General features: G+C 38.8%; 18 protein-coding genes. 7 read left to right on the top strand and 11 right to left on the bottom strand.

Annotation, left to right across the window (positions count from 1 at the left end; translation table 11 throughout):
* Nucleotides 1-7: 7 nt before the first annotated feature.
* The gene (locus tag ACFFIP_RS05265) at nucleotides 8-769 is read right to left on the bottom strand and encodes a TrmH family RNA methyltransferase (RefSeq protein WP_382386524.1); all 762 of its coding nucleotides are present in this window, start codon (nucleotides 767-769) and stop codon (nucleotides 8-10) included.
* Nucleotides 770-787: 18 nt separating this feature from the next.
* Here ACFFIP_RS05265 and tamL point away from each other — a divergent pair, with 18 nt between their 5' ends.
* Together tamL and ACFFIP_RS05255 are read left to right on the top strand one after the other, a co-directional pair.
* Nucleotides 788-3,205 carry a translocation and assembly module lipoprotein TamL gene (gene tamL / locus ACFFIP_RS05260; protein ID WP_446685324.1) on the top strand — a complete coding sequence of 806 codons (2,418 nt, stop codon included), beginning with the start codon at nucleotides 788-790 and terminating at the stop codon, nucleotides 3,203-3,205.
* A gap of 63 nt (nucleotides 3,206-3,268) precedes the next feature.
* The gene (locus ACFFIP_RS05255; protein ID WP_382386522.1) at nucleotides 3,269-3,553 is read left to right on the top strand and encodes a hypothetical protein; all 285 of its coding nucleotides are present in this window, start codon (nucleotides 3,269-3,271) and stop codon (nucleotides 3,551-3,553) included.
* A gap of 36 nt (nucleotides 3,554-3,589) precedes the next feature.
* Here the strand turns inward: ACFFIP_RS05255 and ACFFIP_RS05250 are convergent, their stop codons facing one another.
* The 4 genes from ACFFIP_RS05250 to ACFFIP_RS05235 form a co-directional block, all read right to left on the bottom strand.
* Entirely contained in the window at nucleotides 3,590-4,504 is a 915-nt protein-coding gene (locus ACFFIP_RS05250; protein WP_382386521.1) for a YihY/virulence factor BrkB family protein, read from the bottom strand.
* A 3-nt stretch (nucleotides 4,505-4,507) separates the two neighbouring features.
* Nucleotides 4,508-5,464: an aldo/keto reductase gene (locus tag ACFFIP_RS05245; protein WP_382386520.1), complete on the bottom strand. Its 957-nt coding sequence runs from the start codon at nucleotides 5,462-5,464 to the stop codon at nucleotides 4,508-4,510.
* A gap of 90 nt (nucleotides 5,465-5,554) precedes the next feature.
* Entirely contained in the window at nucleotides 5,555-6,937 is a 1,383-nt protein-coding gene (locus tag ACFFIP_RS05240; RefSeq protein ID WP_382386519.1) for an NmrA family NAD(P)-binding protein, read from the bottom strand.
* The gene (locus ACFFIP_RS05235; protein WP_382386518.1) at nucleotides 6,938-8,191 is read right to left on the bottom strand and encodes a protoporphyrinogen/coproporphyrinogen oxidase; all 1,254 of its coding nucleotides are present in this window, start codon (nucleotides 8,189-8,191) and stop codon (nucleotides 6,938-6,940) included.
* A 165-nt stretch (nucleotides 8,192-8,356) separates the two neighbouring features.
* On the opposite strand from ACFFIP_RS05235, the gene ACFFIP_RS05230 reads away from it, so the two are divergent.
* On the top strand, nucleotides 8,357-9,583 hold the full coding sequence (locus ACFFIP_RS05230) for a serine hydrolase domain-containing protein (RefSeq protein WP_382386517.1): 1,227 nt from the start codon (nucleotides 8,357-8,359) through the stop codon (nucleotides 9,581-9,583).
* 179 nt (nucleotides 9,584-9,762) lie between these two features.
* Here ACFFIP_RS05230 and ACFFIP_RS05225 read toward each other — a convergent pair whose 3' ends face one another.
* Both ACFFIP_RS05225 and ACFFIP_RS05220 read right to left on the bottom strand, forming a co-directional pair.
* Nucleotides 9,763-10,167 (bottom strand): hypothetical protein, encoded by a 405-nt coding sequence (locus ACFFIP_RS05225; RefSeq protein ID WP_382386516.1) that lies wholly within the window; start codon nucleotides 10,165-10,167, stop codon nucleotides 9,763-9,765.
* An 85-nt stretch (nucleotides 10,168-10,252) separates the two neighbouring features.
* Entirely contained in the window at nucleotides 10,253-10,798 is a 546-nt protein-coding gene (locus ACFFIP_RS05220) for a ferritin (RefSeq protein WP_382386515.1), read from the bottom strand.
* Nucleotides 10,799-11,135: 337 nt separating this feature from the next.
* Between ACFFIP_RS05220 and ACFFIP_RS05215 the strand changes: the two genes are divergently transcribed.
* On the top strand, nucleotides 11,136-12,476 hold the full coding sequence (locus tag ACFFIP_RS05215; protein ID WP_382386514.1) for a Gfo/Idh/MocA family protein: 1,341 nt from the start codon (nucleotides 11,136-11,138) through the stop codon (nucleotides 12,474-12,476).
* A 117-nt stretch (nucleotides 12,477-12,593) separates the two neighbouring features.
* Here ACFFIP_RS05215 and ACFFIP_RS05210 read toward each other — a convergent pair whose 3' ends face one another.
* Nucleotides 12,594-13,154, bottom strand: coding sequence for a GNAT family N-acetyltransferase (locus ACFFIP_RS05210; protein WP_382386513.1), 561 nt, complete (start codon nucleotides 13,152-13,154; stop codon nucleotides 12,594-12,596).
* 7 nt (nucleotides 13,155-13,161) lie between these two features.
* Entirely contained in the window at nucleotides 13,162-14,286 is a 1,125-nt protein-coding gene (locus tag ACFFIP_RS05205) for a pyridoxal phosphate-dependent aminotransferase (RefSeq protein ID WP_382386512.1), read from the bottom strand.
* Between the two features lie 224 nt (nucleotides 14,287-14,510).
* On the opposite strand from ACFFIP_RS05205, the gene ACFFIP_RS05200 reads away from it, so the two are divergent.
* Nucleotides 14,511-15,302 carry a hypothetical protein gene (locus tag ACFFIP_RS05200; protein ID WP_382386511.1) on the top strand — a complete coding sequence of 264 codons (792 nt, stop codon included), beginning with the start codon at nucleotides 14,511-14,513 and terminating at the stop codon, nucleotides 15,300-15,302.
* A 236-nt stretch (nucleotides 15,303-15,538) separates the two neighbouring features.
* On the opposite strand, the gene ACFFIP_RS05195 is transcribed toward ACFFIP_RS05200, so the two are convergent.
* Both ACFFIP_RS05195 and ACFFIP_RS05190 read right to left on the bottom strand, forming a co-directional pair.
* On the bottom strand, nucleotides 15,539-17,383 hold the full coding sequence (locus tag ACFFIP_RS05195) for a gamma-glutamyltransferase family protein (protein WP_382386510.1): 1,845 nt from the start codon (nucleotides 17,381-17,383) through the stop codon (nucleotides 15,539-15,541).
* A 3-nt stretch (nucleotides 17,384-17,386) separates the two neighbouring features.
* Complete coding sequence (locus ACFFIP_RS05190; RefSeq protein ID WP_382386509.1) at nucleotides 17,387-18,454, bottom strand: carboxypeptidase-like regulatory domain-containing protein; 1,068 nt, start codon at nucleotides 18,452-18,454, stop codon at nucleotides 17,387-17,389.
* 109 nt (nucleotides 18,455-18,563) lie between these two features.
* On the opposite strand from ACFFIP_RS05190, the gene ACFFIP_RS05185 reads away from it, so the two are divergent.
* Both ACFFIP_RS05185 and ACFFIP_RS05180 read left to right on the top strand, forming a co-directional pair.
* Nucleotides 18,564-18,908, top strand: coding sequence for a DoxX family protein (locus ACFFIP_RS05185; protein ID WP_382386508.1), 345 nt, complete (start codon nucleotides 18,564-18,566; stop codon nucleotides 18,906-18,908).
* Nucleotides 18,887-20,269, top strand: a complete 1,383-nt coding sequence (locus ACFFIP_RS05180) for a DEAD/DEAH box helicase (protein ID WP_382386507.1) — start codon at nucleotides 18,887-18,889, stop codon at nucleotides 20,267-20,269. The genes ACFFIP_RS05185 and ACFFIP_RS05180 overlap by 22 nt, the downstream gene beginning before the upstream one ends.
* Nucleotides 20,270-20,529 lie beyond the last annotated feature (260 nt).

The raw sequence follows: 20,529 nt of genomic DNA, 5'->3' as shown, positions 1-20,529 counted from the left end.
TGGATTATTATTTAGCGCTTTTCAGGTATTGTTGTCTTCTTACATTGTCACAGAAAATGGATGTGGCAATTGCTACATTTAAAGATTCTGCATTGCCAAAACGAGGTATCGTCAGTTTATGGCTGACCAGTTTTTCAACCTCAGGAGATACTCCATTGGACTCATTTCCCATCACAATAACTCCACCTGATCCAAAATCCATGTTGTAAATATTTTCACCTTCCAAAAATGCTCCATAAATCGGCAGCTCTGTTTTAGCTAAATACTTTTGTAAATCTGTGTAATAAAACTGTATTCTCGAAAAGCTTCCCATACTGGCATGAAGTACTTTAGGATTATAAAAATCCGCAGACTCATTCGACAATACCAATTTCTGAATACCATACCAATCAGCAATGCGTATAATTGTACCCAAATTCCCGGGATCACGGACATCATCAAGGGCAAGGACCCATTCTTTTGAATCGAGTTCAAATTCAGTATTGGATTTGATTTTGGCTACTGCTAAGGCACTGTCATTGGATTGAAAGGTCCCGACAGACTCCAGTGTTTTTTGATTTACTTCAAAAGTCTCTCCTTTAAAATATGCAAGCAATCCGGAATGCTCTTCTTCATACTTTGTTGTACACAAAAGATGGGTCACAACAAAATCTGATTGTAATAATTCCGTTACATTTTTACTTCCTTCTACAAAAAAAGCCTGTTCTTGTTTCCGGAATTTTTTCTGTTGCAAGGATTTAATAAACTTAAGCGTATTTTTGCTTAACATTAGGTTAATTGCCAAGTAGTGAATAAGGCCAAATATATAAACTTTCTTTTTCTGCTTTTTTTAATTTCTTCCTGTTCTTTGACCAAAGGGCTCAAGGAAGGGGAATATTTGCTTTATGATATAGAAATTAAAGGGGCCAAAAAGGTTCCAAAATCAGATTTACAGGATTTGGCCAGACAAAGCCCGAATACCAGGATTCCATTCTTGAACACTTCGGTTGGGGTTTCTGTCTACAGGTTTGGAGAATGGACCTTTGACAGGTCAAAAGTAGTTGACAAAATGAAAGATTATGAGCAAGAAAAAGAAAAATTATTATCTAAGGAAACCGAAGTTGAAGAACTGAGCAAATTAGACAGGAAAAGATTAAACCGTATTAATAGCAATCTTACTTCCCTTGAGAGAAAGCTGGAATATGGAAATTTCTTTATGAGGACCGGTAACCCAAGGGTTATCTACGATAGTGCCAAAACTGAGGAAAGCAGTAGGCAGATCACTTTCTTTTTATACAATAACGGGTATTTTGATGCCAGCACAAGTTATGAGGTGAAAAAGAAAAACAAAAAAGCCAGCGTAACTTATTTTATTGTAGAAAACAGTCCCTATTTAGTTGATTCTTTTTACACCCGATCTGATGATGAAAATATTTATGAGATAATTTTAAAAAATCAGGAGAAATCAAATATAAAAATCAATAAAAATTACGACCAGACAGCCATATCCAGAGAGAGACAAAGAGTCGAGGATATTCTGAAGGAAAATGGTTATTATACTTTTTCTAGATCCTATATTGAATACAATGTGTATAAGGACACGGTTGAAAAAAATGTTAAAATTGAACAACTGATCAGAAAACCAATATATGCAGACAATCACCAGGTTTACTACCTAGATTCCACTTACTTTTCCATAGACCCTCCTTCAAGTGACTTTATTGATAACAGTGAAAACTCGGTTTATCGAGACATCAATTTTGACCTTTATGATGACAGGTATTCGGAAAAAATAATCGCATCTAGAATCTTTTTAAATAAGGGTGATCTTTACAATAGAACCAATGTCATTGAAACCCAGAGACAGCTGGCCAACTTGGATCTTTTCCGATTTGTCAATATTGCATTCGACACGCTTGGTAATGTCCTCAAACCAAAAATTTTCACCCAACCCAACCAAAAATATCAAGTTACCAATCAGCTGGGTGCAAGTATTACTGAACAGGTTCCAGGACCATTTTTTAGCCATTCTTTAAGAAACAGGAACCTTTTCAGAGGTGCAGAAATATTCGAACTGTTCTTTAGAGCTGGTTTGGAAGGTGTTGTATCCGCCACTGGAGAAGGCGGGGTTTTCAGGAGTCGGGAACTGAACACCTCAGCCTCTGTGATTTTTCCTCAATTCCTATTTCCATTAAGTTCCAATTCTCTTCAAAAATTTGGCAGGTATAATCCAAGAACTAGAACCCTGATCGGTTATAATTATGTCAACCGACCTGAGTATATCAGAGAAAGTGTTAATGGGATTATCAGTTATAACTGGAACACCAGAAATCTCCGACAACAGTACACCATCAATGCCCTTGATGCTAACTTCATCCGTTCAAATTTGGGCAATGATTTCAGAGAACTTTTAGAAGGTCTTCAAAACCAAGGAAATAATCTGATCAACTCTTTCCTTCCCTCCTTTGTGAGTAGTGTTTCTGGCCAGGTAATTTTCAATTTCAATCAATATGGTGCTTTCCAAAGGAACAAAGCCTCCTTATTGCGCATTTTTGTAGAAAGTGGGGGAACCAGTTTAAATTTTGTCAAGAGAGAATTTATAGAAGAAAGAAGCCTGGCCTATTTCCAGTTTCTAAAATTCCAGGCTGATTTTAGAAGATATATTCCGCTTTCAAGACAACAGACATTTGCTTATAGACTTAACTTGGGGATGGCGAAACCTTATGGAATCAGCAATGGTGTCTTGCCTTATGAAAAATATTTCTTTGCAGGTGGTAGTACCGGCATCAGGGCATGGCAGCCTAGACGTCTTGGTCCTGGATCCTTCACACCTGAAATAAGAGAGGATGGCAGCTTTGACTATAGATTTGAACAGCCTGGCGATATTCTCTTTGAAGGAATGTTTGAACTTCGGTCAAAAATTTACGGGTATTTTGATGGCGCTTTCTTTGTTGATCTAGGAAATACTTGGACCTTTCAGGAGAATCCAACCAGACCAGGGGGAAACTTTGAGTTTAACCGATTTTGGAGGGAAATTGCAGTGGGCACTGGACTTGGTCTTAGAATGGATTTTGACTTCCTTGTACTACGGTTGGATATGGGAGTCAAAGCAGTTGACCCTGCGAGACCTATCGGACAAAGGTTTATCTTAGGCAATTTCTTCAACAAGTTTCTTGGGGAAAGAGGACAAACCGTATTCAATATTGGTATTGGTTATCCATTCTAAGAGGATATTTGCTAAATTTCAATCTGGCCCTTTTCTGAAAGTATCTCAAAAACAAACAGTTTTATGACATACAATGAATTTATAGCGTCCTTCGCAAATGAGCTTCCTCCTAAAGGGATTTCACGGCAGTTGGAATCTTTATGGTATGATGGCAAAGGTGACTGGCAAAAGGCTCATGATATTGCTGATGGTCCCTCTGATAGACTTTCAGCGAGGATCCATGCCTACTTACATCGTAAAGAAGGCGATATTTGGAATGCGGATTATTGGTATAGACGTGCTGGTGAAAAAAGACCGGATATAAGTTTAGAAGAAGAATGGAAAACCCTTGTGAAAAGGCTCCTATAACATTTCCTCCAAGTATTACCCCCAATTATAATTTGATCACCTGATTTCCCTGACCTCAATTTTTACTGCCTGAGGCTTAGGTATGATATTTCCTCCCAATTTTTCTGCTATGTAATACGTCAGCTGACCACCAAAAAGGAAAATGATCACCGAATAATAAATCCAAACAAGCAAAATAGCCAATGAACCAGCCGCGCCATAAGTAGAATCTAAATCTGAACTACCAAGGTAAATCCCTATTAAATACTTCCCGACTCCGAATAAAACCATCGTCACAATAGCACCTAACCAAGTGTCTTTCCATTTCACTTTGGCATCGGGTAAGATTTTGAACATCAAAGCAAAGATCACCACCAAAACCAACTGAGAAACAGTAAAATTGATCAAAGTGACCAGATGAAGGTTGATATTTCCAATAAAATCGGTCAGATACTCACTGACAATTACCAATGCAGCCTCCAGCAACAAGGAAACCAACAAGATGAAACCAATAGAAGCAACGAGTGAAAAGCTCAATAACCTGTTGACAACGAACTTTAGAAGACCCTTTTCCGGCTTTGCCCGGATATGCCAAATATGGTTAATGGCATTTTGCAAACTGATAAAAACTGTCGTGGCACTGAAAGCCAAAATCAAAATAGCAACAACGTTCGGAATAGTTCCTTCTGGATTTACCGTATAGTTGTTCATAACGTCTTCAAGAGTTTCCCGACTGTCTTCACCCGCAAGCTCCTCCACCTGAACCAACAGTTCATCCTTAATTTCCGATTGGCTAAGAAAAGCAGCCCCTATATTGAGTACAATGATCAACATGGCAGGAAGACTGAATATGGTATAGAAAGCAGTAGCTGCAGCCAAATTCATAGATTCACCTGAAGTGAAGTCTACAATACTGTCCTTCAATATCTGAAAAAGTGTTAGTTTTTTAAGTTTTCTCAGTCTTTTAATCATGTCTTATTCAGTCTCCCAAAGATCTTCCATTTTATAAGGGCTAAAAGGACCTGTAAAGAAACGACCGTCAACAAATCGATAAGAAGTCCCAATATTCATCAGTTTATGCATATCCTCTTCGGTTAAGGTAATCTCAGAAGCAGCGAAGTTTTCAGCAATTCTTTCTTTATTCACTGATTTGGGAATCACCGCATTTCCTCTTGCTATAGAGAATGCGATCAGAACCTGACACGGGCTACAGGAATGTTTAATAGCAATTTCGTTCACGGTTTGATTTCCCAATAAACTCGGTTCATCTTCTTTTTTTACTGCTGTTGATCTATCTCCGGATCCAAGAGGTGAATAAGCTGTCATGAGCATATTTTGCTCCTTACAAAAATTTACAAGTTTTTCCTGTGGTAAAAAAGGATGCATTTCTACCTGATTCATTTCAGGAAAAACAGTACAACTCCTTCCAATTTCCTTCAATTTGGATATATTGAAGTTGGATACTCCAATATGCCTGGTCAATCCCGCAGATTGGCACTGCTCCATGCCTTGCCATGTTTGGCTAAGCGGAATATCACTGTATGTATAATAATCTTCTCTTTTTTGGGCAAAACCAACTCCCAGCTTGAAGCTGATAGGCCAATGTATAAGGTAAAGATCCAAATAATCCAGTTTGAGGTCTTTCAAGGTTTTTTTTAATCCTGCTCCAACATCATCCAATCTATGGAAGCTGTTCCATAATTTCGAAGTAATAAACATGTCTTCCCTTTTTACGAGACCATCTTTGAAAGCCTTCTCCAGTGCATTTCCCACTTCTTTCTCATTGTCATAAATCGCAGCACAGTCAATGTGTCTATATCCAGCCTCAATTGCCCAAAGAACGGCCTGATATACTTCCCCAGGTTTAGATTTCCAAGTTCCTAAACCTATCATTGGTAGTTGATCTCCGTTACTAAATTGGATAGTTTTCATAAAATTGGTTTGTTGTTGTTTCTTTCTTACTAAGTTATTATCAATTCCACGGAATAGAAACAATATGGGGAAATAAATCTCCTGCCTTGCTCACTCCCGGTATTTCTCCAGGTACTTTCTAAAATTATTCATCACCCAAAGATGTAATTTTGCCTGCGTCAGGATATAAATAAACCAGGGTAAACGGGGTACGAATTCATGGATCGCTGATATCATATATTTACCACCAAGAACTTCCCTGAATTCCAGCCAGCCATAATCAAAACGTTTGACCAACCAACCGCCTGTGATGTAAAACAATTGACGCTTGACATCACTCCTATCCGGTATCCAAGTCAGTTGTAACATTGGGCGGCTAATTCCAATCAGATAAAATCCCAAATCATCCAATTCATTTTCTTTTGCATAAATCAATAACCTGAAAAATGTCGGCAACCAAACTTTATACCTATTGGCCACCCACAATGCACTTTGATGTCTCGTATTGGGCAATCTTTGTATACTCCTGACCGTATTGGCCACTCTCTTTTCAACTTTAAATTTGGGGAGCTTAGGAAAAGTGCCGCCCCCTTCCAAAGCAATTTTGACGCTTTCCTCATAGGTCAAATAATCCAAATCCTTTGATTTAAATGCCAATTCATCTGATATGGTAAGGGTATGCTTTAAACTTTCAACCAATGGAGAAACCAGTTTTTGGGGAGTTTTTCCAAAGTAGCTGACCCATAGCTTAGAAAAGCCAATTGAGAAAAAAGGAACAGAAAAAATCACTCTTTTCTTTCCCATCACAGCGGCTGTTTTTTCCATCATGGCTTTATAGGTGAGAATTTCCGGTGCCCCAATCTCAATGGGTCTATTGTAAAGCTCCGCATTACCCAAACAATGATCCATGATGTTCAGCGTATCTCTTAGAGAAATAGCCTGTGTTTGGGATAAAGTCCATTTTGGACACATCAAAGCAGGGAGCTTATTGACCAGGTTACGGATCATTTCAAATGAAGACCCTCCCGGTCCGACGATAATACCTGCACGTAGCGCCGTAACAGGTGTTCCTTTGGAAGCCAGAGTTCTCTCCACTTCAAACCTACTTTTCAAATGAGGTGAAATACTGCTCTCATCCTCTTCTTTTGGTAAAATCCCTCCCAGATACAGGATTTGCTCAATTCCATTAGCAGCCGAAGCCCTTGCAAAATTATCTGCCAATAACAGATCAGTGTCTTCAAAAGAACCTTGATTTAACCTTGTGGAAGCACTCATGGAATGAATGAGGTAGATGGCATAATCCACCCCTTTTAATGCATTGATAGTTGACGTAATTGAATACAGTTCAACCTGCCTCCATTCCACCTCGGGATATGGATTGCTTTTTACTTCATTCCTGCTCAGTGCTACTATGTTGTATTTGCTTTTGAAAGTATGGATAAACCACCTTCCAATATACCCGCCGGCTCCTGCTATTGCGACAGTCTTTTTCAATCAATAGGTAGGTTGAATACTCAAAATAACTGCTTCTGCCGACTTCCTACCTGCTGTCATTGCAGCATTGATGGAACCATTTAATAAATAATCTCCCGCAAGGAAAACCCCATCATATACTTTGGTATTAGTGGCCGGCAGCTGATAACTCAAATCTTCTACCTGTGGCAATGCTTCATCTATCACATAAGTTTTGATATGTTCAAAATGTTCTGCTTTGATTTTGGTTATGGCCTCTAATTCTATGGCTACTAAGCTAAACAGTTTATCCATGTCTTTTACTTCTTTGGTAATGGATACGGATAACAGCGCCTTACCATTTTGACTATAAGCTTTGCTTACATCGGTCATAAAAACAAGGTTATTGATCAAAAACTGATCATCAGGCACCAAAGCAATCATCGGCTGCGCTATAAAGGAATGGGAAAGCGCAAAATAAAGATTGATAACCTTTCTGTAGGGTTTGAACTGCCCCTTAAGTTGAGGCAAAAGTTTATCCGGTCTTGTTGCTATTATGATTCGGTCTGCATGAATCTGATCACCTGATAACAAGGATATCTGCGATCCCTCAATGGTTTTAACAGGTGTATTCAGTCTTATTTGAGTTTTGGTCAACTTGCCCTTTAGCTGTTCAGCTATTTGCTGCATACCCTTTTCAGGTACTGCAGCATGGCCTAGGGAGAACATTTTAAAAACAAATTTGAACATCCTAGAAGATGTCTCTAATCCATTTTCAAGGAAAATACCTTTGAAAAAGGGCTTGAAGAAATTTTCAATGATTTGATCAGAAAACCCAAAACTCCTTAAGAAATCAGCTGTAGTGATAGATTCTTCTTCAAATATTTCCTCTATGCGCTTTGATTTCAGCATCTGGGTCAACTTGAAAATTTTAAGTTTATCTTTTAGAGAACCAACTGGTGATAGAGCCATACTGAGCAACTTAGAAGGCGCTCTAAAGGGATCATGTATAGAAAAAGCAGTGCCTGGTTTTAGAATTACCGCTCCGGGGTTAAACTTCTTAAGATTTAATCCTTCATAATCCAGATATCTTTGAGCTTCAGGATAGGCTGTCAATAATACCTGAAAGCCCCTATCCAACAAAAAGCCCTTAAACTCATCAGTTCTCACTCTTCCACCGACGCCATCTGACGCTTCCAATATTACCGGGCTGAAACCTGCCTGCTCCAATTCATAGGCTGCAATCAATCCTGAAAGCCCTGCTCCAATGATATATATGTTTTGATCTTGCTTCATAACTATGGGGTATAACAAATAGACTAATAAATCTATAAATTGTTTGACAAGTGAATTTAACTTTTTATTCCTAACCAGTTAAAAATAAATTAGGGTTAATCCTGTAAAAAATTGCTTCTTCATAAAAGTTTCCACCTAAATTGGGGTATTAAACAGCAGAATCATATGAAAATCACCCTATTGAAAATTTTCACCATTTTCATCGTTTTGACGTATCATACCACTTTGGCCCAACAGCATTATTTTCCTCCATTTGGAGAATGGGAAGAAAAACTTCCCCAGGAAATGGGTGTTCAGGCCACTAAATTAAAAGCTGCAATCGACTTTGCCATTCAGGAAGAAAGCAGTGCCGATAAAAACTTAAAACTGGCCCATTACCAAAGTGCTTTTGGAAGAGAGCCTTTTGGTTTTCCAGTAGGTCCTATGAGGGATCGGGGTGCTGCTGCAGGACTGATCATCTACAAAGGTTATGTGATTGGCAAATGGGGTGACCCATACCGCGTTGACCTTACTTTCAGTGTAGCGAAAAGTATTTTGTCTACAACCGTAGGCTTGGCCGTTGACCAAGGACTGATTAAAAGCGAGAAAGATCTAGTCTATCCCTATATGGCCCCAATCATACCATTTGAACCACATAAGGCTATGATAAATAAAGCTGACCATGTTCATGAAGAGGATGTTTTCGATCTATTTGGAACAGAGCACAACCGTAAGATCACATGGGACCATTTGTTGCGTCAAACTTCAGATTGGGAAGGAAGCTTATGGGGCAAGCCTGATTGGGCAGATAGACCTCAGGGAAATTCAGAAGAATGGCTAAGCAGAAAAAGACATGAACCTGGTACTGTGTATAAATACAACGATACCCGTGTCAATGTACTGGCTTTGGCAATTTTGAATGTATGGAGAAAACCATTGCCACAGGTATTGAAAGAGCAGGTGATGGATAAAATCGGTGCCAGCCCTTCTTGGAGATGGACTGGCTATGAAAACTCTTATATTGTATTGGATGGACAAATTGTCCAATCTGTCAGCGGAGGCTCCCATTGGGGAGGTGGACTGTTTATCAGTGCCTATGACCAGGCCCGCTTTGGTTACCTTACTTTGAGAAAAGGAAATTGGAATGGCCAACAGATCATTTCCGAGGATTGGATCAGCAAATCCAGAACCCCTACTCCGGTTCAGACCAATTATGGTTTTATGAATTATTTCCTGAATATTGATCGTAAAGAAATTCCAGCTGCTCCCGAAACAGCATTCTTTCACCTTGGCGCAGGTACCAATATGGTTTATGTAGATGAAGAAAATGACCTAGTCATTGTGACCCGATGGATCAAAAATGAAAAGAAGGCTGAATTGGTCAAAATGATCTTGGAGAGTTTACCAAAATAAAAAATATTCATTTCTCAAGTTAAAAAAGCGGAATTCCTAAGTCGAGATTCCGCTTTTTTTATTATTCTTACACAAAACTTTTTTTCAAGGCAACACAAATTTCTGAAAAGGATCATATCAGAAAAACACCAACCATACACTTCATAAGGTATGATTTGAAGTTGAAACACTTAGTAAAATTACCGTTTAGGAAAAGGTGCTGTAATTTTCTCTCTTACCATTTCCTTCAAAGATTCCCCAATCAGAATTAAAGATCCAAACATCAAAAGGACATCTTTGATGATATGTAGATAAATAAAAGACCAGGAAATATTGGAGGATAAATCAGTGATCACAAGTACTATTGCCGATGCTAAAAAAAACACAAATGACCCAATCCCGCCAATGATACCTGTTTTGGGATTTTTATAATGAAGCAAAGAGAGACCTGGAATGACCACTAAATACACCATGATCAAAGCCATCCAAAGATTATCTTTGTCAAACTTAAAAGACAGGAAAACCACCGACCACATATAAAGGGCAATTCCAATTCTAAGCAACAGTTTGCCTAACCATTCTACTTTTAAAAGTTTATCGACCATTTCTTTTTTTGTTAAAGCTAAAAAAATATTAGGCACAAAAAAAGCGGCCAATTTGGACCGCTTTTACTTTTCATTTTTTTCTTACTTAAGCACCACCTTCAGCAGTAGTCGCATGGAGTTTACCCAACTCCTGATCAATAGTCCAAAGACCTACTCCTTCTTCACCGATAATTTCAAACAATTCCAAAGCTCTTCTTGCCAAAGTTTCTTCTTCTCTCTGTTCGGTCACATACCACTGCATAAAGCTAAAAGTCGCAAAATCTTTCACCGAAAAAGCATGGTCAACAATGGAATTGATTGATTTTGTGACTTGGATTTCATGCTCCAGAATCAATTCAAATACTTCCCTAAGAGAATTGAAATGATGCCTAATGCCTGTAATCTCCGGTTGTATCGCATGGCCACCTGCTTCATTGATATAGGAGAAAAGTTTCATCATATGCATTCTTTCCTCATCTGAATGGGTATAAAGATATTTGGAAGCATTTTCATAGCCCATCATCTGACACCATGAAGCCATGGAGAGGTAATAAGCTGAAGACTTACCCTCCATTTCCACCTGTTGGTTCAATAATTTTTCGGTATCATGTAATAGTGAACGCTGTAACGTTACAATTTCTTTATGTTTCATAGTTGTCGTGTTTTATACAAAATTAACTGTTTTCTTAAAATAAGGTTGCGTAAACGTGTAAATGCATAAAATTTAGAATTGGTATAAGTAAAAATCTAAAGAACAAAACATCTGAGGGCTAAATATACAGATCAATTGTCAAGAACTTTTTTAACTAAGCGAAAATCATCATTTAAAGAGGATACAATCATTCCGGGTTTCCTTTTCTAAATTCCATCAATCAAAAATGCCCTCATTCAAACAAATCTATTTTAAAGTTCACAACATAAAACCTTATATTGAACTGAAATTAATTTAAACAATAGTAACAACCATTTCATTTAAACCTATTTTCAAAATGACCTCAAGAAGAAAATTTATCCAAACCAGCCTTTTGGCAGGTGCAGGATTGAGTATTCCTGGAATAGTTCAGGCAGAAAGCCTTCGCAAACTTGCGGGCAAAATAGCACCTTCAGACCAACTTAACATTGCAGTAATTGGTTGCAAGGGCATGGGCTGGTCAAATATGAATGCCCATTTGAAGATCCCAAATGTCAATTGCGTTGCCTTAGCCGACATTGATCAATCTGTACTTGACCAACGTTCAGCAGATGTAGAAAGCATCAGGGGCAAAAAACCTAAAGTGTACGATGATTACAGAAAATTACTTGAAAATAAGGATATAGATGCCGTCATTATTGGTACTCCAGACCATTGGCACTGCCTAAATATGGTAGATAGCTTATCTGCTGGAAAACATGTTTATGTAGAAAAACCTATTGCCAATACCATAGAAGAGTGCAACCTAATGGTCAAAGCCAAACAGCGATATGGTAAAATGGTTCAGGTAGGTCAATGGCAAAGAAGTGGCTCCCAATATGCCGAGGCTATAGATTATGTTCGTTCAGGAAAATTGGGACAGATCCGATTAGTGAAAACATGGGCATACCAGGGATGGATGAAGCCAGTACCTAAAGTACCTGATGGCCAAGTACCCGCCGGAGTCAATTATGACATGTGGCTGGGCCCTGCTCCAAAGAGACCTTTCAATGAAAACAGGTTTCATTTTAATTTCCGTTGGTTTTGGGATTATGCCGGCGGCCTGATGACAGATTGGGGAGTACATGAAATAGATATTGCTCTATATGCCATGGGTGTTACTGCTCCTAAATCAGTGATGGCCTCTGGCGGAAAATTCGCTTATCCTGACGATGCATCAGAAACACCCGACACCTTACAGACTGTTTATGAATATGATGGTTTCAACATGCTTTGGGAACATGCAACAGGCATTGACGGGGGCAACTATGGTACCACAGAAGGAATTGCTTTTATCGGCAACAATGGAACCTTGGTTGTCAACAGAGGTGGCTGGAAAGTTATCCCTGAAACAGAGATGAAAGATGGGCAAAGGGTCAATAAAATGGAAGAAGTACCCCATATTAGACCAAATGGCAATGCTTTGGAGATTCATGCCCAAGGTTTTGTCAATGCCATTATGCAAAACGATGCTTCAAAATTAACCTGTGGCATTGAAACAGGCAGTATTGCCGCCATCAATGCACAAATGGGAAATATTGCTTATAAAACAGGTAAAAAAATCTATTGGGACGCCGTAAAAGGTCAATTTACCGACCCAGAAGCCAACGCGCTTATGAAAGCGAATTACCACAATGGCTGGACTTTACCTAAGGTATAATCGGATTATATTGGATTCTTCAGGAAGGGTGTAATTAGTGATTAGTCATTGGTGATTAGTGATTAGTGATTAGTAATTGATAATTAGTCATTGGTAATTGGTAATTACATCCTTCTTTCACCACTCATTTTCTTTTTTTACATACCCCCACTCATCTTTGAGTATACTGTAATAAATTGTATCTCTTCTCCTTCCTTTTGTCATCAAAGTATGACTTCTCAGAACCCCCTCCTCGATTGCATTTATATTCCTTAGAGATTGTCTAGCTTGTTTGTTGAGCACATCGGTTTTGAATTCTACTCTTTCCAAATCCAGCACTTCAAAGCAATAAGTAAGCATCAATTGCTTCATCTGCTGGTTGATACCTTGGCTTTGGAAGGCTTTTCCCAGCCAGGTCCATCCAATTTCCAGTCTAAGATCTCTTGGAGAAAAATTACCAAAGGCTGTACTTCCCATCAATTCACCTTTTTCTTTATCAATAACCCCAAATTGAAGTCTTTCCTGATCAAATGCAGGATCTGCCCAAGACTTTAGACCTTCTAAAGTAGAAAGGTCATGGGTATAATACTTCCACATTTCAGGGTCTGATGTCAATGAAAGCATCAACTCCAAGTCTTCCGGAACCAAAGGCCTGAGTACGATATTTTCATTTTGGAGCACCAAATTAAAATCAACCATGAAATCTTTAACCTAGTGTTTCAATAAGTACTTTGTTGAAAAATGCCACCTCTTCTAGTGTACCGGTACTGATTCGGCACCAATCATCAAAAGGTGGAAAAGGCCTTCCAATAATCACTTCTTTCGCCAGCATATTTTCTGCCAGTTTTTTTACATCCTGCTTGGCATGAAAGAATACGAAATTGGCTTGTGAAGGAAGGTAGTCAAGTCCCAATTGATCCAGGGTAGATTCAATCATTTTGCGGGCTTCCTTATTTTTTTGTAGACTGAAATTATAAAAATCCTGATCTTGAAGTGCAGCTTTTCCTGCTTCGATAGCCATAATATTGGTATTGGCTACGACTCTTTCGTTCAGTTTTTGGGCAATATCTGGTCTTGCTACCAAGTATCCAATCCTGATACCTGCAAGTCCATAAACTTTGGATAAGGTTCGGGAAACAATAACGTTTTTACCTTGTTTGACCAACTCTACCATGGAAGGGTAATTGGGATCTTCAATATAGTCGTAGTAGGCTTCATCACTGAAAACCATGGTTTTTTGACTTACAGTATTACAGAAATCCATGACATCCTTAGCTGGAAGGAGTTTCCCCGTTGGGTTATTCGGATTGCATAAAAACACTAATTTTGTTTTGGCCGATACCCTTTTTTCAATCTCCTGAAGGTCATAATTCATTTCCATGTCCAAAGGCACCCAATTGATATCTGCACCCCAAACCTTGGCATATTCCATCATAGAAAGAAATGTGGGCAATCCTGATATGATCTCTTCCCCAGGACCGGCATAGGTAATTCCGGTGATTTTCAATCCTTCAGTAGAACCTGCCACCAATACGATATGATCTGGCGTTACACCTTCTTTTTTAGCAATCATATCCCTCAAAGTGCCATTATAAGCCCATGGATACCTGCACGATAGATCAAAATTTTCCTGCATGACCTGTCTGACTTTCTGCGATGGTCCATAAGGATTTTCGTTAGACCCTAACCTAACTGGGCCGGAAAATGGACGGGGATTAAATTTTTCAACTTCTTCAGCGGTCAGTTTGACAATACCGGCTGCCCCTGTCAACATCGCTATGCCCCCCATTAGGGAAGCGTTCTTTAACCATTCTCTTCTTGAAAGACTCATGATGATTCGGATTTTGTCAAAATCTAGTAACAAATGATTTTTATTCCTAATCCTTTGTCAAAACTTAAATACCAATAAAGAGCATAAGCGGCAAAAACCAAGTATATTTTACCAAATTGACAATTCGTAACAAATATAAAAGACAACAATTATCATTTTCAAAATTTTATTTGTAAATTTTAAGGGAAAGCCATAAAGAAATCTTTTACCACAAAGAAAGTCTTATGAAAAAAATCATTCTTCCCCTACTACTCCTTGTCCTGACTTCGGTGATGGTCAAGGCCCAAGAAACCAGATATTTGGTGTTTGAGTTTATCAAGGTTGAGTCAAATCAGACTTATGATTTCATAGAACATAAAGAATTTATGGAGAAAATTTACCAATCCGCTATCAACGACAAAAGGATTCAGGGTTGGGATTTTTGGTCTCTGCAATCGGGTGCTGACCCAAGTGAATTTCAATACATTACCATTACTTATTATAAAGATCCTGTTTCCATGATGCATGGCCTTCAGGAAGAGGAACTGGCTAAATATGGCATGGTTGCCTACCCTCATTTTACAGAAAATCAAGTAAAAGAAAGATTAGCCAAAGCCTATTCCTGTATGGATCTTGCCCAAAGGGCATATATGCAGGAAATTGCCTCTACACGCGACAATTTTCAGATGAAAAGAGGAACTTTAGCATCTTTTGACCTAATGAAAGCAGTTGAAGGAAAATTCCAAGAATATGAGAAAGCAGAAAAAGAAGTCTTTATGCCAATTCATCAAAATAGGATTGACAAAGGCTTAATGGGACACTGGAGCTTACTGAGAACAGCCTTACCTTTTGGAAGTGAGGCGAAATCCACGCATCTCACCATCAATATTTACCGGGATTATGTGCAATTTTTCAATGCACAGGAATATGAAGATATGGAGTCTACTGCTGAACAAAGAGCTGCTGTGGAAAAAGGCCTGAAGTCGAGAGACCAAAAGTGGGTCTATCTGGCTACTCTGGAAAATGCAGTCCGTTAAAACCGATAACTAAATAATAGAGGCTGACCCTTAATTGGGTCAGCCTCTAAAGCTAAAAAGCTTAATAGTTGCAAAATTGCATGGTCAACCTGAACCACGGTATCTTTATAATACCCAACTGATCAGTTAAAAATCATTGGAATCCGATAATTAAAATTTTAAACCAGGAATAGTTATTCATTAGATCATTACCTGATTTAATAAGGCTATAGAAGATTATCAGATTTCCTTAAAGTTTACCAGGCGATACCGTAATCCTCACCGTGATTACTGGAACCTCCCCAGAAACTTTTATGCTTCCAGTCAAACCAAATGGCATTCAAAGGTCCTGAAGTCCTATCCAAGAAACTCATTTTATATCCTCTTTTAGCCAAATCCTTTCTTACCCAGCTCGGTACTTCTGAATTGAGTGTAATAGACCCCGGTTTGGATTCATGAGCCCCAAAAGAGGATTGTATCTGATAAGTGTGTATGTTAGCTGCCTCAGTTGCTTCCTGCACAGTCATTCCAAATTCCACGATATTGAGGAACAATTGAAGCAAATCCTGGTCCTGGGTATCCCCCCCCTGTACAGCAAATGATAAATAAGGTTTGCCGTCTTTCAAGGCCATACTCGGGGTCAAAGTTACCCTCGGCCTTTTTCCAGGTTCAAGCACGTTGAATGGATTTAAAGCCTCATCCAAAACGAAGCTTTGCATACGTTGACTTAAGCCTATTCCGGTATTCCCGGCAATCACCGCAGGCACCCAGCCACCTGAGGGCGTAATGGATACCACCCACCCATCTTTATCCGTAGCTTGAATGGAGGTCGTACCTGAAGTAAAACTTTTCAAAAAAGGATCATCTGGTCCAGAAATTGGCATTTCCGGATTGTTATAGGCTATGACACTTTTGTTTTTTTCCAATAATTGAAGAAATGGGTTTTTCTCATTTTGATAAGGATAAGGATCACCAGGTCCAATTGTTGGGTCATTTTTCTCCCCTATCATTTTTGCACGTTCTTTTGCATATTCTTTAGACAACAATCCTTTCATTGGAGACTTAGGTCCAAAATCAGGATCGCCGTAGTAAAAATCCCTATCTGCAAAAGCCAAATTCATAGCTTGGTAAATGGTATTAATATAATTGGCCGAGTTATACCCCATTGACTTTAGATCAAAATTTTCCAGAATATTCAGACTTTGCAATAAGGCAGGGCCTTGGGTCCATTCCTGTAACTTATACACCTCTATCCCTTTATAGTTGACACTTAACGGTTCTTCGATTTTTACTTTCCATTTTGCCAGGTCCTCCATGGTAAACAATCCTCCTTGCTCCCTGGTACCACGGACAATTTCCTCAGCAATATCACCCTTATAAAATCTCTCATAAGCTGCATAGATGGCCTCTTTTCTGGATTTCCCCTGTCCTAGGGCTGCTTTTTCAGTGTCCACCAATTTTTTAAGAGTCTGATATAGGTCTTCCTGAACAAATACTTCTCCGGGATGTGGAGCTTCCCTATCTTCACCCAAATGAGGCAAAAATACTTTTTTGGAATATGGCCATTCCTTAATTAAGTCTTTCCTGTTTTCGATCATATTGGCTGTTTGAGCTTCGATTGGATAGCCCTTCGCCATTTCCATAGCCGGTGCCAAAACCTGCTCCAAGCTCATGGTACCATACTCTGCAAGCATGGTCATCAAACCACCAGGAGTACCAGGCGTAGTGGCGGCCAAAGGTCCAAATTCAGGTGGATATTGCATATTCTTCTCTTTGAAGAAATCTACGGTGGCACCTGTTGGCGCGATCCCCATAGCATTAATGGCAATAACTTTACCTGTGTTAGGATTGTAAATCAGCGCTTGGGTCTCTCCTCCCCAGCTCAATACATCCCACATGGTACAGACAGCAGCCAACATAGCACAGGAAGCATCCACAGCATTACCGCCTTGTGAAAAAATCATAGCTCCAGCGGTAGCGCCCAGTGGTTTTCCGGTAATCGACATCCAATGTTTTCCATGCAAGGGTGGTTTTTGTGTGCTTTGTGCATAGGAAAACTGAAAGATCAATCCAGTAAGGGCAATCAAGATTAACTTTTTCATATTTCAATTATCTACTAGTTTAGGGATTAATGGTTCGAAACCTTCGAATGAACTGTTATATTGAGTAAAAATAGTGAAGTAACCGGAAGGTTGACGGATGTTCACGGCGTTTTCTTTTACGAATTTTTCTAATTCCTCAGATTTGTCTCCAAAGATTTGAAAGAATTTCTTCTTGTTTTTCGGGATTAGGTAAAGATTTTTGCCATTCAGGTAATAATATTGGTTCCTCTTGATGATTTGATCGTTTCTTTCCCCAACCATCAATGCCTGATTATAATTTGATTCCTTGATAGAAGCAACTGTACGCCTAACCAAAGGCATTTGCCCATCTACCAAGACTTCAAAAAATCCTGAAATCGGGACTCCATCTTCCAGTAGATCCATTCCATTGACAAAATATCGTGGCACATTATGCTCATTATCAATCCAAACAATATTCTGAACCCGTAAACCGGGCATGGTACTGACCAAATCAGCTTCATCAGCCCTTAATTCAAAATTATTGGAGTTGATATTATACCTGACAAAATATCCCTCCACTACTTCATTGTCTTTATAGAGCAAAATGGAGGCTTTATTCCATTTAGTGTCCAAATAAAAATTACCTATAAGTCTCTTAGGCTCGGGAGGAATTCCAAAAACTTGATTTCCTCCAATGAAATTGGGCCTTTTCGTAAATAACTCGGCAATGTTGGTGGCCCGTATCGTTTTTTGAAGAGCCATATCCTCTTCCGCTTCATAACCTAAAGGAAAAAGCGTTATTGTCCCCAAATCCAAATCTGTTTTTACATTGATCTGTGCCTGGTAAGACTGATATCCGGCAACATTGATGTTTAGGACAAATCTGTTTTCATAAACATTCTCAATAAGAAACTGTCCGTTATCTTTTGAAACAGCTGCAAAAGCTGTTTCCCTAAGCGTAATGACTGCTCCCTTTATTAAATTATCGTTTACCCCGTTTTTCAGCACTCCTGTAATGCTATGCTTTTCTTGGGCAAGCAAGTCGTGATTACAGCACATCAATACAAAAAGTAAGGAAAGGGAATACTTTATTGACTTTAATAACCACATAAATCTACCGTATTCAAATTAAATGCTTAAAACTTGGCTTTTGTTATGAAATTTTGTCTTATTTTTATTCTGTAATATACTTATTGATTTTCAAATCCGATAAAAACCGATGTACTTATTTTTTCTTTACCTGATGAGCATTTTCTACATTGCTGCAGGTGTCATGCATTTCCTTAAACCGAAAATTTACATTAAAATAATTCCGAAATATTTCCCGAAACCAGAGCTGCTCAATTTAATTACCGGTGCATTTGAAATTATTTTTGGTGTTGGATTGTTATTTGAATCAACAAGGTCATTTTCAGCCATTTGTATAATTTTACTTCTTTTGGCTGTTTTTCCTGCCAATATTTATATGTACCAAAAAGGATCCAAGGGAATTCCCAAATGGATGCTTTTGCTTAGATTACCACTTCAATTCGCCCTTATTGCATGGGCATATGTTTACATTTAATCGTTATCGCATTGAATTTTGATCAATTTAATTTTGAATCTGGCCTCAAAGAAGGTTTAGATGCCATGGGGTTCGAAAAACCAACCCCTATACAAGAATCGGCCATTCCCGTAATTATGGAAGGAAAGGATCTGATTGCCTGCGCCCAGACAGGGACAGGAAAAACAGCAGCATTTGTATTACCAATACTACATAAAATTGCAGCGTCAGGGTCATCTGGACTGGACACCCTAATCCTTGCTCCTACCCGTGAATTGGCTCAACAAATCGACCAGCAGATACAGGGATTTGCCTATTTTCTTGGAATTAGTTCAATTCCAGTCTATGGCGGCGGAGACGGTATCGTGTGGGAGCAGCAAAAGAAAGCCTTGGAAACCGGAGCTGAAATCATTGTTGCCACTCCAGGAAGATTAATCGCATTGCTTCAAGGAGGTAAGATTAAGTTTGACAACATCAAACACCTGATCCTTGACGAAGCAGATCGAATGTTGGATATGGGATTTTCGGATGATATCCTGAAAATAGTCAATTACCTGCCAAAGGATAGACAGACTATCCTCTTTTCCGCTACGATGCCTCCTAAAATCCGTCAGTTTTCTAAGCAACTGCTCAATAATCCGGAAGAAATAAGTCTGGCCTTAGGCAAGACTGCTGAAGGTGTTACCCAAGCGGCATATTTGGCCTATGATTCCCAAAAAGAAGAATTGGTGAAACATGTGCTGAACCAAAAGGATTATGAAGCAGTGATCATTTTTGCTTCGACAAAGGAAAAAGTGAAGAGTCTGTACAAATCCCTCAAAAAGAGTTTTGAAATTGAAGCATTTCACTCCGACCTTGAACAAGCTGAGCGGGAGGAAATCATGTCAAGATTCAAGAACAAATCCCTTAAAATACTGATTGGCACTGATATCATTTCCAGAGGTATTGATGTAGTCGGGATTGAACTCGTCATCAACTTTGATACGCCAAATGATCCTGAAGATTATGTACACCGTGTAGGAAGAACTGCCAGAGCAGATAGTAAAGGTGAAGCCATTACATTTATTAATGAAAAAGACCAGTATAAATTCAAAAGAATTGAAGAACTGATAGGCATGGAAATCACCAAGCTCCCTCTTCCCGATGGTTTTGAAAAAGGACCAGAATACGGAACTTCAAAGGGAAGAAGCAGCAATAAACCATCATTTAAGAAAAACAATAAGGGTTCTGGAAACAAGAAGAAATTCCCCCCAAAAAAGGAAAATTTGGAAAACAAGGAGACTAAAAGTCAACCGAGAACAGAGTCCAGAGATAAAATGACGGAAACTAAATCCTCCCCTTCAAAATATGGAAAAAGAAGCAACGTGATCAAGGATAATTGATCCAAAAAAGATTTCCGCTTTACAAGAACAAGCCCATGGCATCTGCCATGGTTTTTTTTATCTATTTCTTGATTTGATTAGATAAAAAAATTTTCAAGCAAACATCAGAAACCCGTCTTATATGCGCATTCAGAAAGTTTTTAGCCAAAAGAAAAACTGCTTTAAGATAGAATTTGTCTTCGGTAGAATTACGCAAAAAAATATTTGAAAAGTAACAAAAGTCATAAAATATCAGGGTTTAAATAGGTATATTTAAAGTA

This window comes from Fontibacter flavus, from assembly GCF_042432905.1.
Classification (GTDB): Bacteria; Bacteroidota; Bacteroidia; order Cytophagales; family Cyclobacteriaceae; genus Fontibacter; species Fontibacter flavus.
This window is presented reverse-complemented; position numbering and strand designations above follow the sequence as displayed.

What these genes read in the sequence shown, in the direction of transcription:
- ACFFIP_RS05265 (WP_382386524.1), bottom strand. Translation starts at nt 769, where the DNA reads ATGTTAAGCAAAAATACGCTTAAGTTTATTAAATCCTTGCAACAGAAA.
- ACFFIP_RS05255 (WP_382386522.1), top strand. Translation starts at nt 3,269, where the DNA reads ATGACATACAATGAATTTATAGCGTCCTTCGCAAATGAGCTTCCTCCT.
- ACFFIP_RS05250 (WP_382386521.1), bottom strand. Translation starts at nt 4,504, where the DNA reads ATGATTAAAAGACTGAGAAAACTTAAAAAACTAACACTTTTTCAGATA.
- ACFFIP_RS05245 (WP_382386520.1), bottom strand. Translation starts at nt 5,464, where the DNA reads ATGAAAACTATCCAATTTAGTAACGGAGATCAACTACCAATGATAGGT.
- ACFFIP_RS05235 (WP_382386518.1), bottom strand. Translation starts at nt 8,191, where the DNA reads ATGAAGCAAGATCAAAACATATATATCATTGGAGCAGGGCTTTCAGGA.
- ACFFIP_RS05230 (WP_382386517.1), top strand. Translation starts at nt 8,357, where the DNA reads ATGAAAATCACCCTATTGAAAATTTTCACCATTTTCATCGTTTTGACG.
- ACFFIP_RS05225 (WP_382386516.1), bottom strand. Translation starts at nt 10,167, where the DNA reads ATGGTCGATAAACTTTTAAAAGTAGAATGGTTAGGCAAACTGTTGCTT.
- ACFFIP_RS05220 (WP_382386515.1), bottom strand. Translation starts at nt 10,798, where the DNA reads ATGAAACATAAAGAAATTGTAACGTTACAGCGTTCACTATTACATGAT.
- ACFFIP_RS05215 (WP_382386514.1), top strand. Translation starts at nt 11,136, where the DNA reads ATGACCTCAAGAAGAAAATTTATCCAAACCAGCCTTTTGGCAGGTGCA.
- ACFFIP_RS05210 (WP_382386513.1), bottom strand. Translation starts at nt 13,154, where the DNA reads ATGGTTGATTTTAATTTGGTGCTCCAAAATGAAAATATCGTACTCAGG.
- ACFFIP_RS05205 (WP_382386512.1), bottom strand. Translation starts at nt 14,286, where the DNA reads ATGAGTCTTTCAAGAAGAGAATGGTTAAAGAACGCTTCCCTAATGGGG.
- ACFFIP_RS05200 (WP_382386511.1), top strand. Translation starts at nt 14,511, where the DNA reads ATGAAAAAAATCATTCTTCCCCTACTACTCCTTGTCCTGACTTCGGTG.
- ACFFIP_RS05195 (WP_382386510.1), bottom strand. Translation starts at nt 17,383, where the DNA reads ATGAAAAAGTTAATCTTGATTGCCCTTACTGGATTGATCTTTCAGTTT.
- ACFFIP_RS05190 (WP_382386509.1), bottom strand. Translation starts at nt 18,454, where the DNA reads ATGTGGTTATTAAAGTCAATAAAGTATTCCCTTTCCTTACTTTTTGTA.
- ACFFIP_RS05185 (WP_382386508.1), top strand. Translation starts at nt 18,564, where the DNA reads ATGTACTTATTTTTTCTTTACCTGATGAGCATTTTCTACATTGCTGCA.
- ACFFIP_RS05180 (WP_382386507.1), top strand. Translation starts at nt 18,887, where the DNA reads ATGGGCATATGTTTACATTTAATCGTTATCGCATTGAATTTTGATCAA.